Raw genomic sequence first — 20,816 nt, 5'->3', positions numbered from 1 at the left:
GCTGTTTGCCTGAATTTTTAGACCCAAATGGCCTTTCGCGTGTCCTATCAGGTCACGCCGCTGCGGTTAAGTGGAAAAAACCTGAATGGTGAAGACAAATCACTTTATGGAGCTTGCGCTTGCCGAAGCCACCGCCGCCGGGGAAAGGGGCGAGGTGCCGATCGGCGCCGTCGTCGTGCTCGACAACCAAGTGGTCGGCAAGGCCGGCAACCGCACGCGCGAGCTTCGCGACATCACCGCCCATGCCGAGATTGCGGCCATCCGCATGGCCTGCGAAGCGCTGGATCAGGAGCGGCTCGTCGGCGCCGATCTCTACGTCACGCTGGAACCTTGCACCATGTGCGCGGCGGCAATTTCCTTCGCGCGGATCCGTCGCCTCTATTACGGCGCCGAGGATCCCAAGGGTGGTGCGGTCGATAACGGCGTGCGCTTCTATGCGCAACCAACCTGCCATCACGCGCCAGAAGTATATTCCGGATTAGCGGAGCAAGAGGCCGGGCAGATATTGAAGCAATTTTTCGCGGAAAAGCGGGACACGAATTAAGGCCGGAGATTTGCCTGGCCGCAGATGCAACGGCCCGGTTGACCGAGCCGTTCGATCATCAATTGCTGTCGAAGGGGTTCCACCAGGTGGCCTTGCCCTGCGCGGCTTCGGCATCCTTCTTACGCTTCTTTTCCTTCTTCGATTCCGGCGTGCCGAGATCGCTGAGGGCTGCCGGATCGGAAACCTGGCGATATTGCTGCGGCGGATCGATCAGATAGCGGCGCTGGTCGATATAGGTGCCGTCCTGGTCCTGGCGAGCGGCGCGATAGGCGGCCGTCTGCTGGGTTTCGGTCATCCGGGCGCTGGCGCTGTCGGCTTTCGCCAGCGGCGAGCGATAGTTGGGGTTGTTCTTGTTCGCCTCGGCGTCATCGATCAGACGCTTGCGGGTATCTTCCGGCGATTCCAGCCATTGCGGATTGTCCTTGCTGGCAAGCGACTGCTCGGGCTGCGCCAGCTGTTGGCGATTGTTTTCCGCGGGAACGACAAGGCCTGGACGGTTGGGGTATTTTACGCCCTTGTCCTTCGGCGCCACAGCCGAAATGGACGCGATGTCGCTGAGGTCATCGAAGAGCTGTTCGTTGGCCGTCTTGCCGGTACCATATGTCGGGCTGCTCATGCAGCCGGACATCATCCCGCATCCAGCCAAAAGTGCCGCAAAGCAGACGCCTACGCGAACCCTGTGCATCGCAATCATGAAAACCCTTCCCAGCCGCGCCGGTGCATTCATTGCCCGCCACGATCCTTGCGCTCAGTGGCGGAAAAATCGGGCCATTTTCAGGCAGCTTTTACCGGATGAACTGCGCAAACGCAATTCATCCGGTAACTTTCTTCACTGCAAGGCTGCAAGTTCACGCAATGCGGCAGCGTCGCGTGCAGACACCTCGGGATAAGCGGGGTCGGAGCCGACATCCCTGGTGATGCGCCAGGAGCGGGCGCACTTTGTGCCCTCTGCCAGTTTCGGCTCCACGCTGACGCCCGCAACCTCCGAAAGACGGAAGGCGTCAGCCGGGCCTTCGTCCGATAGGAGCGAGATATCCGAGGTGATGCAGATCTCCGCGAGATCCTCGCCCTCAAGCGCCTTCAGCAACTCCGGATCCGTCACATGCACGACCGGGGCGGCCTCAAGCGACGAGCCGATGCGCTTGTCCTTGCGTTCGATTTCGAGCGCGCCGGTCACAACCGAGCGAACCGCACGGATATTCTTCCACTTCTCGACCAGCGCCTCGTTCTTCCATTCCGCCGGAATGGTCGGGAACTGCTCGAGATGGATCGAGACTGCCGAAGGATTGCGCGAAAGCCACGCCTCTTCTGTCGTGAAGGGCAGCATCGGCGCAAGCCAGGTCACCATGCATTCGAAGATGGTGCGGATGACATGCAGGCTTGCACGGCGGCGCAGGCTGGAGGGCGCGTCGCAATAGAGCGCATCTTTGCGGATATCGAAGTAGAAGGCCGAAAGCTCGATATTCGAGAAATCGATGAGCGCACGGGCGATCTTCTTGAATTCGAAGGCGTCGTAGCCTTCGCGCACGACCTTGTCGAGTTCGGCCAGGCGATGCAGCATCAGCTGTTCCAGCTCCGGCAGATCGGCAAGCGCGATGACCTCGCCCTTGTCATGCGCCAGCGTGCCGAGCATCCAACGGATGGTGTTGCGCAGCTTGCGATAGGCATCGACGTTGGTCTGGATGATTGTCTTGCCGAGACGCTGGTCTTCCCAATAGTCCGTGGTCATGACCCAGAGACGCAGGATATCGGCACCAGCATCCTTCATGACGTCCTGCGGCGCCACGACGTTGCCGAGCGACTTGGACATCTTCTGGCCCTTTTCATCCATGGTGAAACCATGGGTGACGACCGTGTCATAGGGCGCGCGGCCGCGGGTGGCGGCGGATTCGAGCAGCGATGAATGGAACCAGCCGCGATGCTGGTCGGAGCCTTCGAGATAGACGTCGGCCGGCCATTTCAGATCGGGGCGATCTTCCAGCGTGAAAGTGTGCGTCGAGCCCGAGTCGAACCAGACGTCGAGGATGTCCATGACCTGTGCCCAGTTGGACGGATCATGCTCGTTTCCGAGGAAGCGTTCCTTCGCGCCTTCGGCGAACCAGGCGTCAGCACCTTCTGCGTCGAAGGCGTCGAGGATTCGCTGGTTGACAGCCTGATCCTTCAGGACATCGCCTTCCTCGTTCACGAAGACGCAGATCGGCACGCCCCAAGCACGCTGACGCGACAGAACCCAATCCGGGCGCTGCTCGATCATCGCGCGCAGGCGGTTCTGGCCAGCGGCGGGAACAAAGCGCGTATCGTCGATCGCCTTCAGCGCGCGGCTGCGCAGCGTCGTGCCATCGGCAAGGTCCTTGTCCATGTAGACGAACCATTGCGGCGTGTTGCGGAAGATGATCGGCTTCTTCGACCGCCAGCTATGCGGATAGGAATGCTTCAGGCGGCCGCGGGCAAACAGCATGTTGCGCTCGATCAGCGCCTTGATGACGCGATCATTGGCATCACCCTTCTTGCCGCTGTCGTCCATGACACGGGCGCCCTCGAAGCCGGGGGCATCAGCGGTATAGGTGCCTGAATCGTCGACCGGGAACGGGATCTTGGTGTCGATGCCGCGGGCTTCGAGCTCGCGCGCATGATCCATCCAGGCCTCGAAGTCTTCGCGGCCGTGGCTGGGAGCGGTGTGGACAAAACCGGTACCGGCATCGTCGGTGACGTGATCACCGGCGAGGAGAGGGACAGCGTATTCGTAGCCGCCGCCGAGGCCCTTGAGGGGGTGGGCAGCGGTGATCACGGCAAGTTCGTCGGCCGACACATCGCGCAGGCGCTTGAAGGCAAGCTTCGCCTTGGCGGCGGATTCCTCCGCCAGCTTGTCGGCAAAGATCAGCTTTTCGCCCGGGCGTGGACCAAACTCGTTCTCGGCAGCCGTGACCTCATAGAGGCCGTAGGCCACCTTGGGCGAATAGGCGATGGCGCGGTTGCCGGGGATGGTCCAGGGCGTGGTCGTCCAGATGACAACATGCGCGTCGGCGAGCTCGGCCGGACCGCCCATGATCGGGAACTTCACCCAGATCGTGTCGCTCTCATAATCATGATACTCTACCTCGGCTTCCGCCAGCGCTGTGCGCTCGACGACCGACCACATGATGGGCTTGGAGCCGCGATAGAGCTGACCGCTCATGGCGATCTTTAGGAGTTCGCCGGCGATGCGGCTTTCGGCATGGAAGTTCATCGTGAGGTACGGATTGTCGAAATCGCCGATGATGCCGAGGCGCTTGAACTCGTCGCCCTGGATCTTGATCCATTTTTCGGCATAGGCGCGACATTCCTTGCGGAATTCGATCATCGCATCGGGCTGCGTCAGGTCCGGCTTCGCCTTGCCCTTGGAGCGGTAGTTCTCTTCCTCGATCTTCCATTCGATCGGCAGGCCGTGGCAGTCCCAGCCGGGAACATAGTTCGAGTCATATCCGCGCATCTGGAACGAGCGGGTGATGACGTCTTTCAGGATCTTGTTCAGCGCGTGGCCGATATGGATGTTGCCGTTGGCATAGGGCGGGCCGTCGTGCAGTACGAATTTTTCGCGGCCGGCGGCGGAGGCGCGCAGCTTCTTGTAGAGGTCCATCTGCTGCCAGCGCGCAACCGTTTCGGGCTCCTTCTGCGGCAGGCCTGCTCGCATCGGAAAATCGGTCTCGGGCAGATAAAGGGTTTTCGAATAATCAATCTTTTCGGCGGTGTCGGTCATTGTCCTGACAATCGTTTGCTGCAGCCTTCAAACAGGCGCGTCTCGTTTGGGATTTTTGTGGCGTAACGGCGCTCTGAACAAGCGCCAAGAACCCGGACCTTCCGGCAGGTCACTGCACGCGGAAGGCCGGGCCAATAATTCGCATTGCTATGGACAGCCGAAATTGGGTCATCGCTGGCGGTTATTACGGCGTTTTTGGAGGAAAAGGAAGAGGAGATTCGCCGCTACCTCAAAGACAGGGCCGCGGGCGTTTCCGCCCGCGGCCCTGTCTTTGCAATAGAGATTTCGAGATTACGCCCTAGCGGCCACCCTTGCCGGCGTCAGCACGTTGATCACCACGGCAACGATGATATTGGCCACCAACGCCAAAAGGCCGATATAGACGGTGAAAGGCGCGCCGCCGAGGCTGATCGCCTGCAGCGGTTTCAGGCCGTTGATCCAGACCAGGTAGGTGCCGCCGAAGAAGCCGACGAACCAACCGACCAGCAGGCCTGGCGCGCGGAACCAGTTGGTGAACAGGCCGAAGACCAGCGCCGGCAAGGTCTGGAGGATCCAGATGCCGCCGAGCAACTGCAGGTCGAGGGCGAACTGCGTCGGCAGGAAGAGGATGACGAGGAGCGCGCCGATCTTGACGATCAGCGACGTTACCTTGGCCACCTTCGCCTCGCCGGCATGGCTGACATCAGGATTGACATAGGCCTTCCAGAAATTGCGGGTGAAGAGATTGGCCGCCCCGATCGACATGACGGCGGCCGGCACCAGCGCGCCGATTGCGATCGCGGCGAAGGCAAAGCCCGCAAACCAGCTCGGGAAGAGCGTCTTGAAAAGCTGCGGCACGACGTCGTTCGGGCTTTCGAGCGTCAGATGGGCGGCGTGGCCCATGTAACCCAGGAGCGCCAGAAGACCGAGCAGCAGCGTGTAGGCCGGCAGAAGTATCGCATTCTTGCGGATGGTATTGCCGCTGTTGGAGGCGAAGATGCCGGTCAGCGTGTGCGGATACATGAAGGCGGCAAGTGCCGAGCCAAGCGCCAGCGATGCATAGGCCACGTACTGGTTGCTACCGAGCAGGATGCTGCCCGATCCCTTCGCCTGGAAGGCCGCGTCCGCCGAGGCAAAGACGTTGGCATAGCCGCCAAGCTTTGCCGGAATTGCCGCCACTGCCGTAAGCACCACGATATAGATCATGATATCCTTGACGAAGGCGATCAGCGCCGGCGCGCGCAGGCCTGCCGAATATGTATAGAGCGCAAGGACGATGAAGGCGATCGCCAGCGGCAATTCCCCCTGCAGGCCCAAAGCCTTGAGAACGGCAGCCATGCCGACGAGCTGAAGCGCGATATAGGGCATGGTGGCGATGACGCCTGTGATCGCGACGGCGAGCTCAAGGCCGCGCGAACCGTATTGGCCATGAACGACGTCGCCGGCGGTCACATAACCGAAATCCGACGCCCGCTTCCAGAGCACCGGCATGACCATGAAGACGAAGGGATAGACGACGATCGTATAGGGCAACGCGAAGAAGCCATAGGCTCCGACGGTATAGACGAGCGCAGGCACAGCGATCACGGTATAGGCCGTATAGAAGTCGCCGCCGACGAGGAACCAGGTGATCCAGGTGCCGAAGCTGCGGCCGCCGAGGCCCCATTCATCGATATGGGCGAGCGTTTCGGGCTTGCGCCAGTGTGCCGCGATGAAGCCCATGACGGTGACGAGCAGGAAGAAGAAGATGAAGACGGCAAGCGCCGTGCCATTGATATCAGTCGTCATTGCGCATGCTCCGATAGGCGATCCAGATCAGGAAAGAGGTAATGGGAACCCAGAGGAGCTGGTACCAATAGAAGAACGGGAAGCCCCACAGCACCGGATCGTGACTGTTGTAAAAGGGAACCCAGAGAAGGCCGATATAGGGAATGATGAGCAGCCAGCAGGCTGCTGTTCCAAAACGTTTATCCATGATTTTCGACGCCTTTCGGAGATTTTGCGCAGCCCCACCACGCCTTTATGGGCCGCTCCGAATCCCTCGCAGCCCTAATATTAGGAATAGTGCCTGAGCATTTGAGCGCAAGCACTTTTGCCTTGAAATCTCCACAATTCCTGTGAGCGCCGCGTCACCTGCAAGCGCCGGGTCAGGCGCAGAGAATACGATCGAGTTCGCTGAGAGGTGTGACGCCTGACAGCACCGCCCTCGCCTCCTCCTCATCCCGCTTGATCTGCGCGACAAGCGGATCGAGGCCATCGAATTTCAGCTCCGGCCTGAGATAGGCGAAGAATGAGACGGAACAGACCTGGCCGTAGAGATCGCCGCTGAAATCGAAGACATAGGTTTCGAGCAACGGAGCGCCGTTCTCGGTCACCGTCGGGCGGCGACCGTAGCTTGCGACGGCATCATGCATTTTGCCGTCGGCGGTACGGAAACGGACGGCATAGATGCCGGATTTCAGTTCAGCTTCCGGCGGAAGCTGCATGTTGGCGGTCGGAAAGCCGAGCGAACGGCCGAGCTTTTCGCCGCCGATCACCTCTGCCTCGACCGTATAGCGATAGCCGAGCAGGCCCGCCACCTCGGCGACATCGCCTTCGGCAAGCAGGCTCCGGATACGGCTCGACGAGACGACTTCGGCATTCTCGTCGCGAAAGGCGTCGATTAGGGTAACACCGAAGCCATTATGGCTGCCGGCATTCATCAGGAAGGCCGGTCCGCCCTCGCGGCCGTGGCCGAAATGGAAATCGAAACCGGTGACGACTTCCGATGCACCGAGCCAGTCGATCAGGATCGAATGCACGAACTCATCGGCCGAGCGCTGCGAAAACGCGCGATCGAAAGGGTATTCGATAACGGCGCGGAAGCCCATCGCTTCCAGGATGCGAGCCTTCAAGGGCGCCGGCGTCAGCCGGAAGACAGGCTGATCGGGCCTGAAAACGGTGCGCGGATGCGGTTCGAAGGTCAGCACCAGCGCCGGGACGCCGCGACTTTCCGCAATCTCCAGCGCACGATTGAGCACGGATTGATGACCGCGATGGACGCCGTCGAAATTGCCGATGGCAACGACGCCTCCCTTCAGACCTTCGGGTAGCGGATCACGGGTCTCGTTGCGGTGGAAAACGGTCATCGGCACTCCTCGGATCAGGCCTGGGGATCAGACCAAGCGCGGCATCCAGTATTTCGGCGAGGCCTGCTCGCGGGCAAGGAAGGCGCCGAGAGCGGCTTCGTCGGTCTTGCCCTCGACCATATATTCACGCGCATGGATGCCATGGCTGATGTAGAGCAAATCCAAGCCGTAATCGAGCGCGCCGCGCACATCGGTCGGCATGCCGTCGCCGATTGCCAAAACGCGCTCCAGCGGAAATTCGCCGCGTGCGTCGCGGGCAGCCGCGATCGTCGCTTCGTAGATCGGCTCATGCGGCTTGCCGGCGACCAGCGTTTCGCCGCCGATCCGCGCATAGGCAGCCGCCATTGCACCGGCACAGGGGATCATGCGATGACCGCGCTCGACGACAAGATCGGGATTGGCGCAGATCAGGGGTACATTGCGGGCGCGGAAGGCGGCCAGCATGTCGCTGTAATCGTCCGGCGTCTCCGTTTCGTCGTCGAAAAAGCCGGTGCAGACGATGGATTCGGCTTCATCTGCCCCTACCCGTTCGACACCCAGACCGTCCAACAGCGGCGTGTCTCGATTTGGGCCGAGCAGAAAGACCTTTTTCGGTCCCTTGGCGATCAATGAGCGAGTAACGTCCCCTGACGTGACGATCCGGTCATAAGCGCTGTCGGGCACGCCGAGATGCCGGAGTTGCTCGACCACCTGCCAGCCTACACGCGGTGAATTGGTGATGAGAACCACGGTAAGGCCGCGGTCGCGCGCTGCCTCGAGTGCGACGGATGCTTCCTTATAAGCAGAGACGCCGTTATGGACGACACCCCAGACATCGCTGAGCACGACATCATAATGGTTGCTGATCTCGCTGAAGCTTTCGATGCGCTTTCCCATGCCGATCCCGTGCCGCTTGATGAGGATAAGCGGTCATGTCGCAAAACCGCCGCCAGAATACAAGGGCGGCGCCAAGGTTTTTGCATTGCAGTATAAATCGTGGCCGCGCGGCAGGCGGGTCGAACGAGGCCGCTATTTTTCGGAACGTTCGAGAAACAAAACTAAGTTGCGCTGATTTTCATAATTCCGGCACAAAATTTCGCGATAGGTCTTCTTGACTCAATTCCAAGCCGTCCCTAAATGACCCCTGCTAGCACTCGCCGAGACAGAGTGCTAGCATCAGTTCCGTGCGGATCAAGCCGATCCGCTGATGTCATTTGATCGAGGGATTAGACAATGGCAAGCACCAACTTCCGCCCCCTTCACGATCGCGTCGTTGTTCGCCGCGTTGAGTCCGAAGAAAAGACCAAGGGTGGCATCATCATTCCTGACACCGCCAAGGAAAAGCCGCAGGAAGGCGAAATCGTCGCCGTCGGTTCCGGCGCTCGTGACGATTCCGGCAAGGTTGTCGCACTCGACGTCAAGGCTGGCGACCGCGTTCTGTTCGGCAAGTGGTCGGGCACCGAAGTCAAGATCAACGGCGAAGACCTTCTCATCATGAAGGAAGCCGACATCATGGGCATCATCGGCTGATCAGCCGTCTTCCCTTTCCGATTTAGCCACGGGCCCAAAGCCCGGACAACTCGAATTCAGGAGTTTCAATCATGGCAGCTAAAGAAATCAAGTTTGGCCGCACCGCGCGCGAAAAGATGCTCAAGGGCGTCGACATTCTCGCTGACGCAGTCAAGGTAACGCTCGGCCCGAAGGGTCGTAACGTCATCATCGACAAGTCCTTCGGCGCTCCGCGCATCACCAAGGACGGCGTTTCGGTCGCCAAGGAAATCGAACTTGACGACAAGTTCGAAAACATGGGCGCCCAGATGGTCCGCGAAGTTGCTTCGAAGACCAACGACATTGCCGGCGACGGCACCACGACTGCAACCGTTCTCGCCCAGGCGATCGTTCGCGAAGGCGGCAAGGCTGTTGCAGCCGGCATGAACCCGATGGACCTGAAGCGCGGTATCGACCTCGCTGTTGCTGAAGTCGTCAAGGATCTCCAGGCCAAGGCCAAGAAGATCAACACTTCGGAAGAAGTCGCACAGGTCGGCACGATCTCCGCAAACGGCGAAAAGCAGGTCGGCCTCGACATTGCTGAAGCTATGCAGAAGGTCGGCAACGAAGGTGTTATCACCGTCGAAGAAGCCAAGACCGCTGAAACCGAACTCGAAGTCGTCGAAGGCATGCAGTTCGATCGCGGCTACCTCAGCCCCTACTTCGTCACCAACCCGGAAAAGATGATCGCCGACCTCGAAGACGCGTTCATCCTCCTGCACGAGAAGAAGCTCTCGAACCTCCAGGCTATGCTGCCGGTTCTCGAAGCTGTCGTTCAGACCGGCAAGCCGCTCCTCATCATCGCTGAAGACGTCGAAGGCGAAGCTCTTGCTACGCTCGTCGTCAACAAGCTGCGCGGTGGCCTGAAGATCGCTGCTGTCAAGGCTCCTGGCTTCGGCGACCGCCGCAAGGCCATGCTCGAAGACATCGCTATCCTCACGGGCGGCACTGTCATCTCCGAAGACCTCGGCATCAAGCTCGAATCCGTAACGCTCGACATGCTCGGCCGTTCGAAGAAGGTTTCGATCTCCAAGGAAAACACCACGATCGTCGACGGCGCTGGCGCCAAGTCCGACATCGAAGGCCGCGTTGCCCAGATCAAGGCTCAGATCGAAGAAACCTCTTCCGATTATGACCGCGAAAAGCTGCAGGAACGCCTTGCCAAGCTCGCTGGTGGCGTCGCCGTCATCCGCGTCGGCGGCTCCACGGAAGTCGAAGTCAAGGAAAAGAAGGACCGCATCGACGACGCTCTGAACGCAACGCGCGCTGCTGTTCAGGAAGGCATCGTACCGGGCGGCGGCGTTGCCCTGCTTCGTTCGTCCACGAAGATCACCGCAAAGGGTGAGAACCAGGACCAGGAAGCCGGCGTAAACATCGTTCGCAAGGCGCTTCAGTCGCTGGTTCGCCAGATCGCTGAAAACGCTGGTGACGAAGCTTCGATCGTTGTCGGCAAGATTCTCGACAAGAACGAAGACAACTACGGCTACAACGCTCAGACGTCTGAATATGGCGACATGATCGCCATGGGCATCGTCGACCCGGTCAAGGTTGTTCGCACGGCTCTGCAGAACGCAGCTTCGGTTGCTTCGCTGCTGATCACCACCGAAGCCATGATCGCCGAACTGCCGAAGAAGGATGCCCCTGCTGGCATGCCGGGCGGCATGGGCGGCATGGGCGGCATGGACATGATGTGATAGGCTGAAGGCCTATTACTCAGATGTCTTTGCCAATCAGGCATTGACGAAGGGCGGCTCTCGGGCCGCCCTTTTTGCGTCTATCATACACAACCAAAAACAATTTCCTGTTGTCTTCGGCCTATTATCTCTTTATTCTTGCATTAAATGATTTACCCGTGGATTTAATGCACCCCGGCTAAAGTATGACAACTTTTTGATGAATTGATCGCAAAACAATTGTCTTTGCGGCGAAAGCCCCATTGCCGTTTTCTTAAAACATTCTATAAGTCCATCCCCAGCGATTTAAAGGGGTTTGCTGGGGTTGCTCATCAATCCTCCTCAAATCGACACGTACGGCGCGCAATTAAATAAAATTGAAACTTGCGCGCGAAAACCGTACATGCAATGTTATCTGCAGCGACGTGGCTTGTTCTGATATTTCCAAGGCGCCCATGATGTCGCCGGGTGAATTTCAGTCGGGCTTTACTGCTCCATTACGCTACCCGCGACGGCGCTATGCGGTCACCGTCGCAGCATTCTGATATCGAAATGCAATTTGGTTACAATGCGCGGCTGTGGAGAAGTCCCGCCTGATCTGGGGAACATCTTGTTTAAGATTGCCAAAGCCAATCTTGCCACACCTTTTCTTTCCGGTTTGCCGGAGGCACAGACTTCTGAATACGATCTCCTGTCGCAATTCTGCGTGTCGGAAGGCTGGGTCGGAGACCTTGCGAACGGTGTCATCAGACTAGGGAGCTGGAGTGCCGTGATGCATGGCCTCACCTCTTCCGAGTGCGGCCTCTTAAGCCTGATGCGCTGCTACGAAGCCCATGACCGTGCCCATATACTCGAACTGTTCGAGCAGGCAGCAACGTCATCCTCGTCCTTCTGCTTTTCCACCACGGTCCTTGCCGCCAGCGGTCATCGCCAACCGGTGTTCTGCATCGGGGAATCGATCGGCACAGAGGAAAAATATACCGGCAGCATGGTCGGCGTCTTCATGTTCCCGCGCTTCAAGCTGGAGCCGGGCAGCCAGCTCTCCGCGAGGCAATAGACGCAGGATTAGCGGATCTCTTTGCAAAGCCGGCCAAAATGGCCGGCTTTTCTGGTTTTAAGAGGACGAGGGCCTTAGGACGGACGCTTCGGCGTATTCAGTCCCTTTTCGCTTGCAGGGCGCGCCGCAGCGCGGGCAACCCAGTCCATGACCCGCGGGAAGCTTGCGAGTTCCAATACCTCTCTGCCCCCGTAGAAAATGTCGACGCCGCGAACCCAGGGGAAGCTTGCGATGTCGGCGATGGTATATTCATCGCCCATGATCCACTGTCGGCCTTCCAGACGCGCTTCCAGTATGCCGAGCAGGCGCTTTGCCTCGTCGCGATAGCGTTCTACCGGATAGGAATTGTTGGCGACCTTGTCGGCAGCGAATTTAAAGAAGTGGCCGAACTGGCCGAACATCGGACCGATGCCTCCCATCTGGAAGAACACCCACTGGATGACTTCGTAGCGGCGAGCGGCATCGGCCGGGATCAGCTTGCCTGTCTTTTCAGCCAGATAGAGGAGGATGGCGCCAGACTCGAACAGACCGATCGGATTGTCGCCGGGACCATGGGGATCGATGATCGCCGGGATACGACCGTTCGGATTGAGCGAAATGAATTCCGGGCTCTTCTGGTCATTTGTGCCGAAAGAGATGGTGTGCGCCTCATAGGGAAGGCCCATTTCTTCAAGGGCGATCGAGATTTTCACGCCGTTGGGCGTCGGCAGCGAATAGAGCTGGATGATGTCGGGATTGCTGGCCGGCCAGCGCTTGGTGATCGGAAAAGAGGATAGATCTGCCATGGGGTCTCACTTATCGGTTTGTATGGAATGGTTTAGCAAAACGCCGCGAGCACCATAAAGGATGCGACGGACATGAAAAGAGCGCTTTGGCTGAAGGTCGTTCTCTTTTTGTGAACAAAGTGTCTGTGGTTGTTTATCTTTTCAACTCTCCTGAAACAACGGATATTCCACTCCAGAAATTGCCCGACCGGCAATCAACCCATCAGCGGAGAGTTCCATGTCCAACGTCAACAACACAGTCATACTCGTGGCGCGCATCCTGCTCGCCTTCATGTTCATCTATACCGGTTTCGGCAAGCTCAGCGATCCGTCCGCCACCGCGGGCATGGTTGCTGGCGCAGGTATCCCCGCCGCCACGTTGCTGACCTATGTCGCCGGCCTCTTCGAACTTGTAACCGGCCTTTGCGTTCTCGTCGGCTTCCAGGTTCGTATCGTCGGCTGGCTGCTTGCTGCCTTCTGTGTTTTCACCGGCGTCGTCTTCCATCTGCCGACCGTCAACGTTCCGGACTTCCCGGCAATGGCAAACGGCTGGATCAACGGCCTGAACTTCGTGAACTTCCTGAAGAACATCACGCTCGCCGGCGCCTACATCATGCTCGCCACCAACGGTGCAGGCGCCTACTCGCTGGACGCACGTCGCGGTGCCCAGGTCGCTCACGCCTAATTACTTGACGAATAGCCTCCCAAGCATCCCTGCCCGCCGTCACAAACGGCGGGCATTTTTGTATTCTGAGATAGTTGATCAGAGAGCCATATTCACGGCTTCGATGATGCGTGAAACGGTCGGATTGCCTTCGTGTGCATCCTTGCGCGCCCTGACGAGGCAGGCCTGCGAGCGCAGGATCACGCCATCGGACAGGACCTTCAGATGGTTTGCCTTCAGTGTGGATCCGGTCGAAGTAATGTCGACGATGATATCGGCCGAGCCGGAGGCGGGTGCGCCTTCCGTGGCGCCCAGGCTTTCGACGATACGATAGAGCTGAATGCCGTGCTGGCTGGAGAAGAACTGCTGCGTCAGCCGCCAGTATTTGGTGGCGATCGTCAGGCGGTGGCCACGGCGGGCACGAAAATCGGCGGCCACATCATTAAGGTCGGCCATGCTGTCGACGTCGAGCCAGATTTCCGGCACGGCAACAACGACATCGGCCTTGCCGAAGCCGAGGGGCGCACAGAATTCGACGCGCCGGTCGGCCTCCGCCAGGCCTTCGCGGATCAGGTCTTCGCCGGTCACGCCGAAATCGATCGAGCCGCTGCCGATCTCGCGAGAGATTTCCGACGCCGACAGAAAGGCGATCTCGACATCCTCCCAGCCTTCGACCCGGCCGCGATAGGAGCGATCATTGCCGACCGCGGAGATCTTCATTCCGGCTCGCTCGAAGATTGCGGAAGCGTCTTCCTTCATCCGACCCTTGGAGGGCAATGCGATGGTGATTGTCATGCCACCCTCTCCTCTTCGATCCTGTCGAGCCAGAGCGAAAAGCCGACGGCGGGAATGTGATCCTTGGCACCAAGCAGCGTCAGCAACCGGTCGAAGCGGCCGCCGCCCGCAAGCACGGGCGCGGTCTCATCAGCCGTGACCTCGAAGACCAAGCCCGTATAGTAATCCAGGGGGCGGCCGAAGGCGGCGCGATATTCGATCGATGCGGTGTCAATGCCGCTATTGGCAAGGGCTGCGACACGCGCATCGAAGCGTTCAAGCGCCGGCCCCAACTTCAAGCCGGCAGCATCGGCAAAGCCTGCCAGCGCCGAGGCCGCGTCGTCCAGCGGGACGCTCAGCGACAGGAATTCCTGAAGGATGCCGAAGGATGCGTCGTCCATCCTTGTCGAGGAGAGGACGAGCTTTTCGCGCAGCCGGCGCGCGATATCCTGCGGCGAGCGGCTGACATTGCTGGCGTAGCCCGTCGCCTGCATCGTCTCGGCAATGTGGGCGACCAGCGCCGGCTCATCTCCGAGCGCAACCAGTTCCAGAATTCGCGGGTTAAGCCCCGTCACCGGCTGCGGGCTTGAAAGCCGCGCCAGCAGCGCTTCGAGCTGCACCATGTTGCCGAAGGCGTGTACGAGCCGCTTCTGCCAGCCGGAGGGCAGGCCGAGCGCCTGCACGACCGCCTCGAACACGGCCTGATCGCCGAGAACGACCCTCAATGCCTTGCCCGGCAGCAGCCGATTGAGGATGCCGACCGCATCGCCGATGGCGCGGGCGTCAGCGCTTGCCATGTCCTTATCACCGAGATCTTCGATACCGGCCTGATAGAATTCATTCGAACCGTCGCGGCGCTGGCGGAAGACTTCGCCCAAATAGGAGTAGCGCTTCGGCGTGCCCGTCGCGGTCTCGATGTGGCGCAGGCAAACGGGAATGGTGAATTCCGGGCGCAGGCAGAGGCTCGCGCCCGTCTCGCTTTCGGTCATGAAGATGCGGCGGCGCAGGTCTTCGCCGGCCATGTCGAGAAAGGGTTCCGCCGGCTGGATGACCGGCGTTTCGGCCCGCGTCGTCTTGCGGCTCGTGAACTCCGTCAACAGGTCTTCGGCAAAATCAGGTAGGCCGATCAAAGGCATGGAGCGATACTTTTCTTCACGGTTCAACCGGCTGCATCAGTTCGATGCGGTTTCCGAAAGGGTCGTAGGTGTAACACCGCTCATACCCTTCCCAGGGCTCATCCTCAACCACACGGCAGACCGCTGCTTCAAGTCTTTTCCTCAGCGCAGAGAGATCATCGACCAAAAATGCCGGATGCGCCTTGCCCGCAGGCTTGAATTCGGGGTCTACGCCCAGATGAACGCGGACATGGCCCGCCTCGAACCAACAGCCGCCTCTGGCGGCGAGATTGGCAGGCTTCACACGCTCGGGAATACCGAGAATATCCTGGTAAAATTCCCGAGCCTTGTCTTCTTGCCCCGCCGGCATCGCCAGCTGCACATGATCAAGTGCGACGATGCCCATGGCCTTACTTACCGTCCGCGGCTCGGCGCCTGTCTTCCGCCTGTGCCGCCAGAATCTCCCTGACCTTGGCCACGAGCGCTGCCTCCGGAACCGTCTCCTGCGCGACACGCGCCTCGCGCCATGTCGCGTTATCCTCAATCTCGCCGGAGAGGCGCTTGCCCTCGATCAGGTCCTTGATCTGGATCACGCCTTCGGCCCGCTCGTCGCCGCCCTGGATGATGGCGATCGGGCAGCTGCGGCGGTCGGCATATTTCAGCTGGTTGCCGAATTTCTTCCAGTTGCCCTGGTACATCTCGGCGCGAATGCCTGATGCGCGCAGTTCCTGCGTCATCCGCTGGTAGCGGCCCATAGCCTCGACATCGCCGTCCATCACAGTGACGAGAACGGGTTCGATGACATCGTTCTGGCCGAGCTTGCCGAGGTTCTTCAGCGCCGTCATCAGGCGCGAGACGCCGATCGAAAAGCCCGTTGCAGGAACCGGCTGGCCCATGAAGCGCGAGACGAGACCGTCGTAACGTCCGCCGCCACCGACGGAGCCGAAGACGACCTTTTCGCCCTTCTCGTTTGTCACGTCGAAGGTCAGTTCCGCTTCGTAGACCGGACCGGTGTAATATTCGAGGCCGCGAACGACTGACGGATCGATCTTGATGCGGTCCGAGTTGTAGCCGGCACCGGCAACGAGGCTGCCGATGAAATTCAGCTCCTCAACACCCTCGACACCCTGCGACGTTCCGGCCACGAGGTCGGCGAGTTGCGCAGCACTTTCCGCATAGTCCTTGATACCGACGAAGAAGAGAACCTTCTGGATCTGCTCCGCGTCGAGGCCAGCGCCCTTGGTAAAATCGCCGGATTCATCCTTGCGGCCGGGGCCGAGCAGGAGAGACACGCCTTCCGGGCCGAATTTGTCGAGCTTGTCGATGGCGCGCAGCACGTTCAGCCGCTGGGCCGCCTTGTCGTCGCCGCCGAGGCCAATCGCTTCCAGCACGCCGTCGAGAACCTTGCGGTTGTTGACGCGGATGACATAGTCACCGCGCTTGATGCCGAGCGCTTCCAGCGTGTCGGCCATCATCATGCACATTTCGGCATCGGCCTGGACGCCGGGCGCTCCGACGGTGTCGGCATCGAACTGCATGAACTGGCGGAAGCGACCTGGACCGGGCTTCTCATTGCGGAAGACGTAGCCGGCGCGATAGGTGCGATAGGGCAGCTGGATTTCGTTGAAATTCTCCGCGACGTGACGGGCGAGCGGCGCCGTCAGGTCGTAGCGCAACGACATCCACTGATCGTCGTCGTCCTGCAGCGAGAAGACGCCCTCGTTCGGGCGGTCCGCATCGGGCAGGAATTTGCCGAGCGCATCGGTATATTCCAACAGCGGCGTTTCGACCGGATCGAAACCATAATGCTCATAGACTTCGCGGATCTTGGCGATCATTTCGTTGGCAGCCCTGATATCGGCGGCCGAACGGTCTACGAAGCCCCGCGGCAGGCGGGCCTTGAGCTTTTGCGGTTTCTTCTGCTTGTCGTTCATTTTGAGGTGCGATCCGGTCATTATGACAGTGGCGGTTACCTAGCGGATTGGGCGGGGTGCGGCAAGTGTAGGCCGACAAAACAGACGCTGGCAGACAGCAAACTAAGATGATAAATTGGGATACACGCATCCCAAGGAACATTCGGGCCAGAGAAAAATCGGCCAAGGAAAATTCAGGCCATGAGCAAGCAAACTGCTATCCGGCTTCCAGACGAAACATATGAGCGGCTCCAGATCCTTGCTGACCGAACCGGACGCACAGCCACTTACTATATTCGCCAGGCGATAGAAACGCATTTGGAAGATCTCGAAGATCTTTATCTGGCCGAAGAAGCCGTAAAGCGGCTCAACAACGGGGAATCCGAGATCATCAGCGGCGAGGAATTCTGGCGTGGCCTGGACGATTGAGTTCGACCGTCTTGCACGCCGCAATGTCCAGAAACTTGACCAGCAGACCAGACGTCGTATTCGCTCTTTCCTTTATGAGCGCCTTGCGCCTCTGGACGACCCACGTCAATTGGGCGAAGCCTTGCAAGGATCGAAGCTCGGCAACTTTTGGCGCTATCGCATCGGCGACTACCGCATCATCTGCGATATCCGGGATCAGCAACTTGTCGTGCTCGTTGTCGAGATCGGCCATCGACGCGAAATTTACCGATAAAGAACAATGATTGCCGAAGCAGCCGTCTATCTCGCCACCCTGCCCGTCACAACCAAGCCGCATCGTCCCTTCATTCGCTACTCGGTCAACCTATGGTCGCGTGCCCGCCGTTGCAGCAAGGAATGGGCGGAACACGAGGAGCGCAGCCGGAAAGCGGTTCTCGATGCGATAGCGGGCCTTAGGCAGAAGCGCACCGCAGTCGTCCTCGGCTCTGGATTGCTGCGCGATGTGCCGATCGAGGTGTTGGCGAAGAATTTCGACACCGTCGTGCTGATCGATCTCGTCCATCTTGCATCGGTGCGGCTCTGGCTGAAGGCGCGGGGCTATCGGAACATCCGATTGATCGAGCGCGACCTGTCCGGCTATGACGAACTGATCTCCGGCGGATCGCCGGAGCCGCTGGCATTCCTGAGACAAGTGCCCTACCTCGATTTCGTCGTATCCGCGAACCTGCTATCGCAGATCGGCCGCGGCGTCGTCCGCAGGATCGAAAGCGAACCACAGGGCACGGTGCAAGACGGAGCAAGCAGGCTGATCGCCGCCCACATCGAAGGCCTTGCCGCCATTCCCTGTAGGACATGCCTGATCACCGATATCTCCTACGCCGTCATCGACCGGATGGGGAAGACGCATGAGGAGGCCGATCTGCTGCTGGGTATCACGCCGCCCCTCGCGCCGGATCGCTGGACATGGCCCGTCGCGCCGCTTGGCGAGGAAAGCCGCGACTACCAGATTATTCATCAGGTGATTGCAGCAAGATCCGGCGTGTAATAGCCTGGGTGCAATCAAAGATTTATTGTATCACTTTTATTTTCAGGTATTGTCCGATGAGAATTTTATGGGATGAGCCGAAGCGCCTCGCCAATCTCGACAAGCATGGGCTCGATTTCGTCGATCTGGATCTCGAATTCTTTTTTACGGCCGTCGTTCGCCCGGCGAAGATGGGACGTCTCATGGCCATCGGGCGTCTTGGTAACGGCGTTATTGTCGTGATTTTCGTAAGGCTGGACTCTGAGGGATTATCGATCATCTTCATGCTGGCGGCTAGAAAGACAGAAAGGGGATTGCTGAATGGAAAAGAAAAGATCTGAAGCACCTGCCGAATTTCAGGAGGGCCGCGGCTACTCCGGAGAAGACTGGGATGACGTATCCGACAACCCCGAGTGGACCGAAGAGGATTTCAAGAATGCCCGGCCTTTCGCCGAGGTTTTCCCAAAGCTTGCCGAAAGCATCAGGCGCGCCCGCGGACGGCCCGCGGTGGAAAGGCCGAAGCGGCAGATTTCGCTGCGGCTCGATCCTGATGTCATCGATGCCTTCAAGGCGACCGGCAAGGGCTGGCAAGGTCGCATCAACGATGCGCTCCGCAAGGCGGCGAAGCTTTAACGCAGAACGACGACGGAAACCCCGTTGGCTTCCCATCCTCGGTGACCTATCTTTGCCGCCATGAAGCGCCCTTTCGCCATTGCCCTAATGATCATCGCCTGGCTGCTCTATGGCGCCATGCCGACGCTAGCGGAGTGTCCGATCTGCGATTCCGCTGTCCCGATGAGCGCCGAGATGGCCCAATCACCGGTAATGGAAGGCATGAGCGGGATGAGCATGCATGGCGATGGCGGGTTCGCCGGCCATCGTAGCAATCCATGCGCCGGAGATATGGCACATGTGGCCTTCTGTGCCGCCTGTCTGATCCTGCCGCCTTCCATTGCAATCGATACGGATAGACCGCTCGCCTTCTCCTATCCGACACCGGGCCTTTCCGATCCGCTTCACGACAATCGCCCTGTCCCGCTGGCGCCTCCTCCGCGACTTGCCTGACGACGTCATCTTGTTCACGACGCGGCGGGACATCCTGCCCGCGATCCAGCATCCTCAGACAGCGAAAAGGAAAACGCATGTCTTTGAAGTCCATTCTCCTCACGGCTGCGCTTGCATCCGCCTTTGCAGCCCCCTCGATCGCCGATGACATGTCCGGCATGAAGATGTCCGGAAAAGGCATGTCCATGTCGATGGACATGAGCAAGCCCACGGGAGACCAGGGGCCGTCGAGCCAGGCCTTTGCCAAGGCCAATGCCAAGATGCACAAGGACATGGCCATCGACTACAGCGGCAATCCCGATGTCGATTTCGTCCGCGGCATGATCCCACATCATCAGGGCGCGATCGACATGGCCAAGATCGAACTGCAATATGGCAAGGATCCGGAGCTTAGAAAGATGGCGGAAGCCATCATCAAGGCGCAGGAAGCGGAAATTGCCGAAATGGACGCCTGGTTGAAGAAGCACGGCAAGTAGGCCTTTTGCAACTTGAAGTGCCGGAGATATCTCCGGCATTTCCTCGCTGCCCTGGCTCCGGTATCATTCCATCATTCCCGGCAGCCTTGCGGCCAGCATATCGATGACCGCGCGCATCTTCAGCGGCAGATGCGGGGTTCGCGGCCAGACGGCATGGGCCTCGTAGCTTATGCAGGAGAAATCCTTCAGGACCGGCACAAGAGCACCGGATTGAAGATCGTTGCGGACCAGCCAGCGGGTGAGCCATGCGAGCCCCATGCCGGCGACGGCGGCATCGGCAATCGCTTCCAGATCATCGAAACGCAGACGCGCAGGGGGAACGAATTCCTGCTGTGTGCTGTCCTGCGAGAAGAACCAGGTTCGCAGTTCGCCCGACCTTACATAGGCCAAACAATCGTGGCCATCGAGATCCGCGATAGATAGCGGCGTGCCGCGGCTCTCCAGATATTCGGGCGAGGCAAAACAGAGCATGCGGTGATGCGCGAGCCTGCGGGCCAGCAAACCGGAACTATCCTTCAATGGCCCGTTGCGGATGGCGAGATCAAAGCCCTCGTCGAGGAGATCGACCACGCGATCGCTAAAGGAAAGATCGAGTTCGAGTTTCGGATGCTGCCGGGCAAACTCCATCAGCAAGGGCGAGATGCAGCGCCGTCCGAACAGTACCGGCATGGAGATGCGAAGACGGCCGGTGACTTCGCTCTTGCCTGATTCCAGCATCGCCTGGCCCGAGCGGATCTCGTCGAGCGCACGGCGGCAGCGCAAATAGAGGGCCTGCCCTTCGTCAGTCAGGCTCTGCGTGCGGGTCGTGCGATGGAAAAGCCGGACGCCGAGGCGCGCTTCAAGCCGGGCGATGGTCTTGCCGATCGCCGAGCGGGAGAGGTTCATTCGGACGGCGGCCGCAGAAAAACCTCCCGCCTCCACGGCTTCCACGAATTCCGGGATGCCTGAGATCACATCGTTCATCGCGAT

Annotated in this window: 24 protein-coding genes; 12 read left to right on the top strand and 12 right to left on the bottom strand. The window is 59.6% G+C overall.

Features of this window, described 5'->3' with window-relative positions:
- The first annotated feature begins 85 nt into the window (after positions 1-85).
- Entirely contained in the window at positions 86-544 is a 459-nt protein-coding gene (locus EV561_RS11615; RefSeq protein WP_132521448.1) for a nucleoside deaminase, read from the top strand.
- A gap of 58 nt (positions 545-602) precedes the next feature.
- On the opposite strand, the gene EV561_RS11610 is transcribed toward EV561_RS11615, so the two are convergent.
- The 6 genes from EV561_RS11610 to EV561_RS11585 form a co-directional block, all read right to left on the bottom strand.
- Positions 603-1,238, bottom strand: coding sequence for a hypothetical protein (locus EV561_RS11610; protein WP_132521446.1), 636 nt, complete (start codon positions 1,236-1,238; stop codon positions 603-605).
- A 135-nt stretch (positions 1,239-1,373) separates the two neighbouring features.
- The gene (gene ileS / locus EV561_RS11605; protein WP_132521444.1) at positions 1,374-4,280 is read right to left on the bottom strand and encodes an isoleucine--tRNA ligase; all 2,907 of its coding nucleotides are present in this window, start codon (positions 4,278-4,280) and stop codon (positions 1,374-1,376) included.
- 291 nt (positions 4,281-4,571) lie between these two features.
- Complete coding sequence (locus EV561_RS11600; protein WP_132521442.1) at positions 4,572-6,047, bottom strand: sodium:solute symporter family protein; 1,476 nt, start codon at positions 6,045-6,047, stop codon at positions 4,572-4,574.
- The gene (locus EV561_RS11595; protein ID WP_132521440.1) at positions 6,037-6,234 is read right to left on the bottom strand and encodes a DUF3311 domain-containing protein; all 198 of its coding nucleotides are present in this window, start codon (positions 6,232-6,234) and stop codon (positions 6,037-6,039) included. The genes EV561_RS11600 and EV561_RS11595 overlap by 11 nt, the downstream gene beginning before the upstream one ends.
- Positions 6,235-6,406: 172 nt before the next feature.
- Positions 6,407-7,387, bottom strand: a complete 981-nt coding sequence (locus EV561_RS11590; RefSeq protein ID WP_132521438.1) for a bifunctional riboflavin kinase/FAD synthetase — start codon at positions 7,385-7,387, stop codon at positions 6,407-6,409.
- 27 nt (positions 7,388-7,414) lie between these two features.
- The gene (locus EV561_RS11585) at positions 7,415-8,263 is read right to left on the bottom strand and encodes a TIGR01459 family HAD-type hydrolase (protein WP_132521436.1); all 849 of its coding nucleotides are present in this window, start codon (positions 8,261-8,263) and stop codon (positions 7,415-7,417) included.
- 336 nt (positions 8,264-8,599) lie between these two features.
- On the opposite strand from EV561_RS11585, the gene groES reads away from it, so the two are divergent.
- From groES to EV561_RS11570, 3 genes are all read left to right on the top strand, one after another.
- Positions 8,600-8,896 carry a co-chaperone GroES gene (gene groES, locus EV561_RS11580; RefSeq protein WP_065689628.1) on the top strand — a complete coding sequence of 99 codons (297 nt, stop codon included), beginning with the start codon at positions 8,600-8,602 and terminating at the stop codon, positions 8,894-8,896.
- A 71-nt stretch (positions 8,897-8,967) separates the two neighbouring features.
- A complete protein-coding gene (gene groL, locus EV561_RS11575; RefSeq protein WP_132521434.1) occupies positions 8,968-10,608 on the top strand; it encodes a chaperonin GroEL in 1,641 nt (546 codons plus the stop codon).
- Between the two features lie 589 nt (positions 10,609-11,197).
- The gene (locus EV561_RS11570; protein ID WP_188079913.1) at positions 11,198-11,644 is read left to right on the top strand and encodes a hypothetical protein; all 447 of its coding nucleotides are present in this window, start codon (positions 11,198-11,200) and stop codon (positions 11,642-11,644) included.
- Positions 11,645-11,718: 74 nt separating this feature from the next.
- Here EV561_RS11570 and EV561_RS11565 read toward each other — a convergent pair whose 3' ends face one another.
- Complete coding sequence (locus EV561_RS11565) at positions 11,719-12,429, bottom strand: glutathione binding-like protein (protein ID WP_132521432.1); 711 nt, start codon at positions 12,427-12,429, stop codon at positions 11,719-11,721.
- 217 nt (positions 12,430-12,646) lie between these two features.
- Here EV561_RS11565 and EV561_RS11560 point away from each other — a divergent pair, with 217 nt between their 5' ends.
- Positions 12,647-13,093 (top strand): DoxX family protein, encoded by a 447-nt coding sequence (locus tag EV561_RS11560; RefSeq protein WP_132521430.1) that lies wholly within the window; start codon positions 12,647-12,649, stop codon positions 13,091-13,093.
- Between the two features lie 78 nt (positions 13,094-13,171).
- On the opposite strand, the gene hisG is transcribed toward EV561_RS11560, so the two are convergent.
- The 4 genes from hisG to hisS are packed head-to-tail and all read right to left on the bottom strand — an operon-like array spanning position 13,172 to position 16,895.
- Positions 13,172-13,867 carry an ATP phosphoribosyltransferase gene (gene hisG / locus EV561_RS11555; RefSeq protein WP_132521428.1) on the bottom strand — a complete coding sequence of 232 codons (696 nt, stop codon included), beginning with the start codon at positions 13,865-13,867 and terminating at the stop codon, positions 13,172-13,174.
- Positions 13,864-14,982 (bottom strand): ATP phosphoribosyltransferase regulatory subunit, encoded by a 1,119-nt coding sequence (locus EV561_RS11550; RefSeq protein WP_132521426.1) that lies wholly within the window; start codon positions 14,980-14,982, stop codon positions 13,864-13,866. Before EV561_RS11550 ends, hisG begins: the two co-directional genes overlap by 4 nt.
- A gap of 16 nt (positions 14,983-14,998) precedes the next feature.
- On the bottom strand, positions 14,999-15,367 hold the full coding sequence (locus EV561_RS11545) for a VOC family protein (protein WP_132521424.1): 369 nt from the start codon (positions 15,365-15,367) through the stop codon (positions 14,999-15,001).
- Positions 15,368-15,371: 4 nt separating this feature from the next.
- The gene (gene hisS, locus EV561_RS11540) at positions 15,372-16,895 is read right to left on the bottom strand and encodes a histidine--tRNA ligase (protein WP_132521422.1); all 1,524 of its coding nucleotides are present in this window, start codon (positions 16,893-16,895) and stop codon (positions 15,372-15,374) included.
- 180 nt (positions 16,896-17,075) lie between these two features.
- Between hisS and EV561_RS11535 the strand changes: the two genes are divergently transcribed.
- The 7 genes from EV561_RS11535 (at position 17,076) to EV561_RS11505 (ending at position 19,847) form a co-directional block, all read left to right on the top strand.
- Positions 17,076-17,303 carry a DUF6290 family protein gene (locus EV561_RS11535; protein WP_132521420.1) on the top strand — a complete coding sequence of 76 codons (228 nt, stop codon included), beginning with the start codon at positions 17,076-17,078 and terminating at the stop codon, positions 17,301-17,303.
- The gene (locus EV561_RS11530) at positions 17,287-17,556 is read left to right on the top strand and encodes a type II toxin-antitoxin system RelE/ParE family toxin (RefSeq protein ID WP_132521418.1); all 270 of its coding nucleotides are present in this window, start codon (positions 17,287-17,289) and stop codon (positions 17,554-17,556) included. Before EV561_RS11535 ends, EV561_RS11530 begins: the two co-directional genes overlap by 17 nt.
- A 6-nt stretch (positions 17,557-17,562) precedes the next feature.
- The gene (locus tag EV561_RS11525) at positions 17,563-18,327 is read left to right on the top strand and encodes a hypothetical protein (protein ID WP_132521416.1); all 765 of its coding nucleotides are present in this window, start codon (positions 17,563-17,565) and stop codon (positions 18,325-18,327) included.
- Positions 18,328-18,383: 56 nt separating this feature from the next.
- The gene (locus EV561_RS11520; RefSeq protein ID WP_132521674.1) at positions 18,384-18,647 is read left to right on the top strand and encodes a BrnT family toxin; all 264 of its coding nucleotides are present in this window, start codon (positions 18,384-18,386) and stop codon (positions 18,645-18,647) included.
- Complete coding sequence (locus EV561_RS11515) at positions 18,628-18,939, top strand: BrnA antitoxin family protein (RefSeq protein WP_132521414.1); 312 nt, start codon at positions 18,628-18,630, stop codon at positions 18,937-18,939. Before EV561_RS11520 ends, EV561_RS11515 begins: the two co-directional genes overlap by 20 nt.
- A 60-nt stretch (positions 18,940-18,999) precedes the next feature.
- Positions 19,000-19,371 (top strand): hypothetical protein, encoded by a 372-nt coding sequence (locus EV561_RS11510; RefSeq protein ID WP_245512647.1) that lies wholly within the window; start codon positions 19,000-19,002, stop codon positions 19,369-19,371.
- 77 nt (positions 19,372-19,448) lie between these two features.
- Positions 19,449-19,847 carry a DUF305 domain-containing protein gene (locus EV561_RS11505; protein ID WP_132521412.1) on the top strand — a complete coding sequence of 133 codons (399 nt, stop codon included), beginning with the start codon at positions 19,449-19,451 and terminating at the stop codon, positions 19,845-19,847.
- 63 nt (positions 19,848-19,910) lie between these two features.
- Here the strand turns inward: EV561_RS11505 and EV561_RS11500 are convergent, their stop codons facing one another.
- Positions 19,911-20,810 (bottom strand): LysR family transcriptional regulator, encoded by a 900-nt coding sequence (locus tag EV561_RS11500; RefSeq protein ID WP_132521410.1) that lies wholly within the window; start codon positions 20,808-20,810, stop codon positions 19,911-19,913.
- Between the last annotated feature and the right edge of the window lie 6 nt (positions 20,811-20,816).

Origin of the sequence: Rhizobium sp. BK376 (assembly GCF_004341625.1) — a bacterium.
GTDB lineage: Bacteria > Pseudomonadota > Alphaproteobacteria > Rhizobiales > Rhizobiaceae > Rhizobium.
The sequence above is the reverse complement of the archived record's forward strand: the minus strand, read 5'-3'. Positions and strand labels throughout refer to the sequence as shown.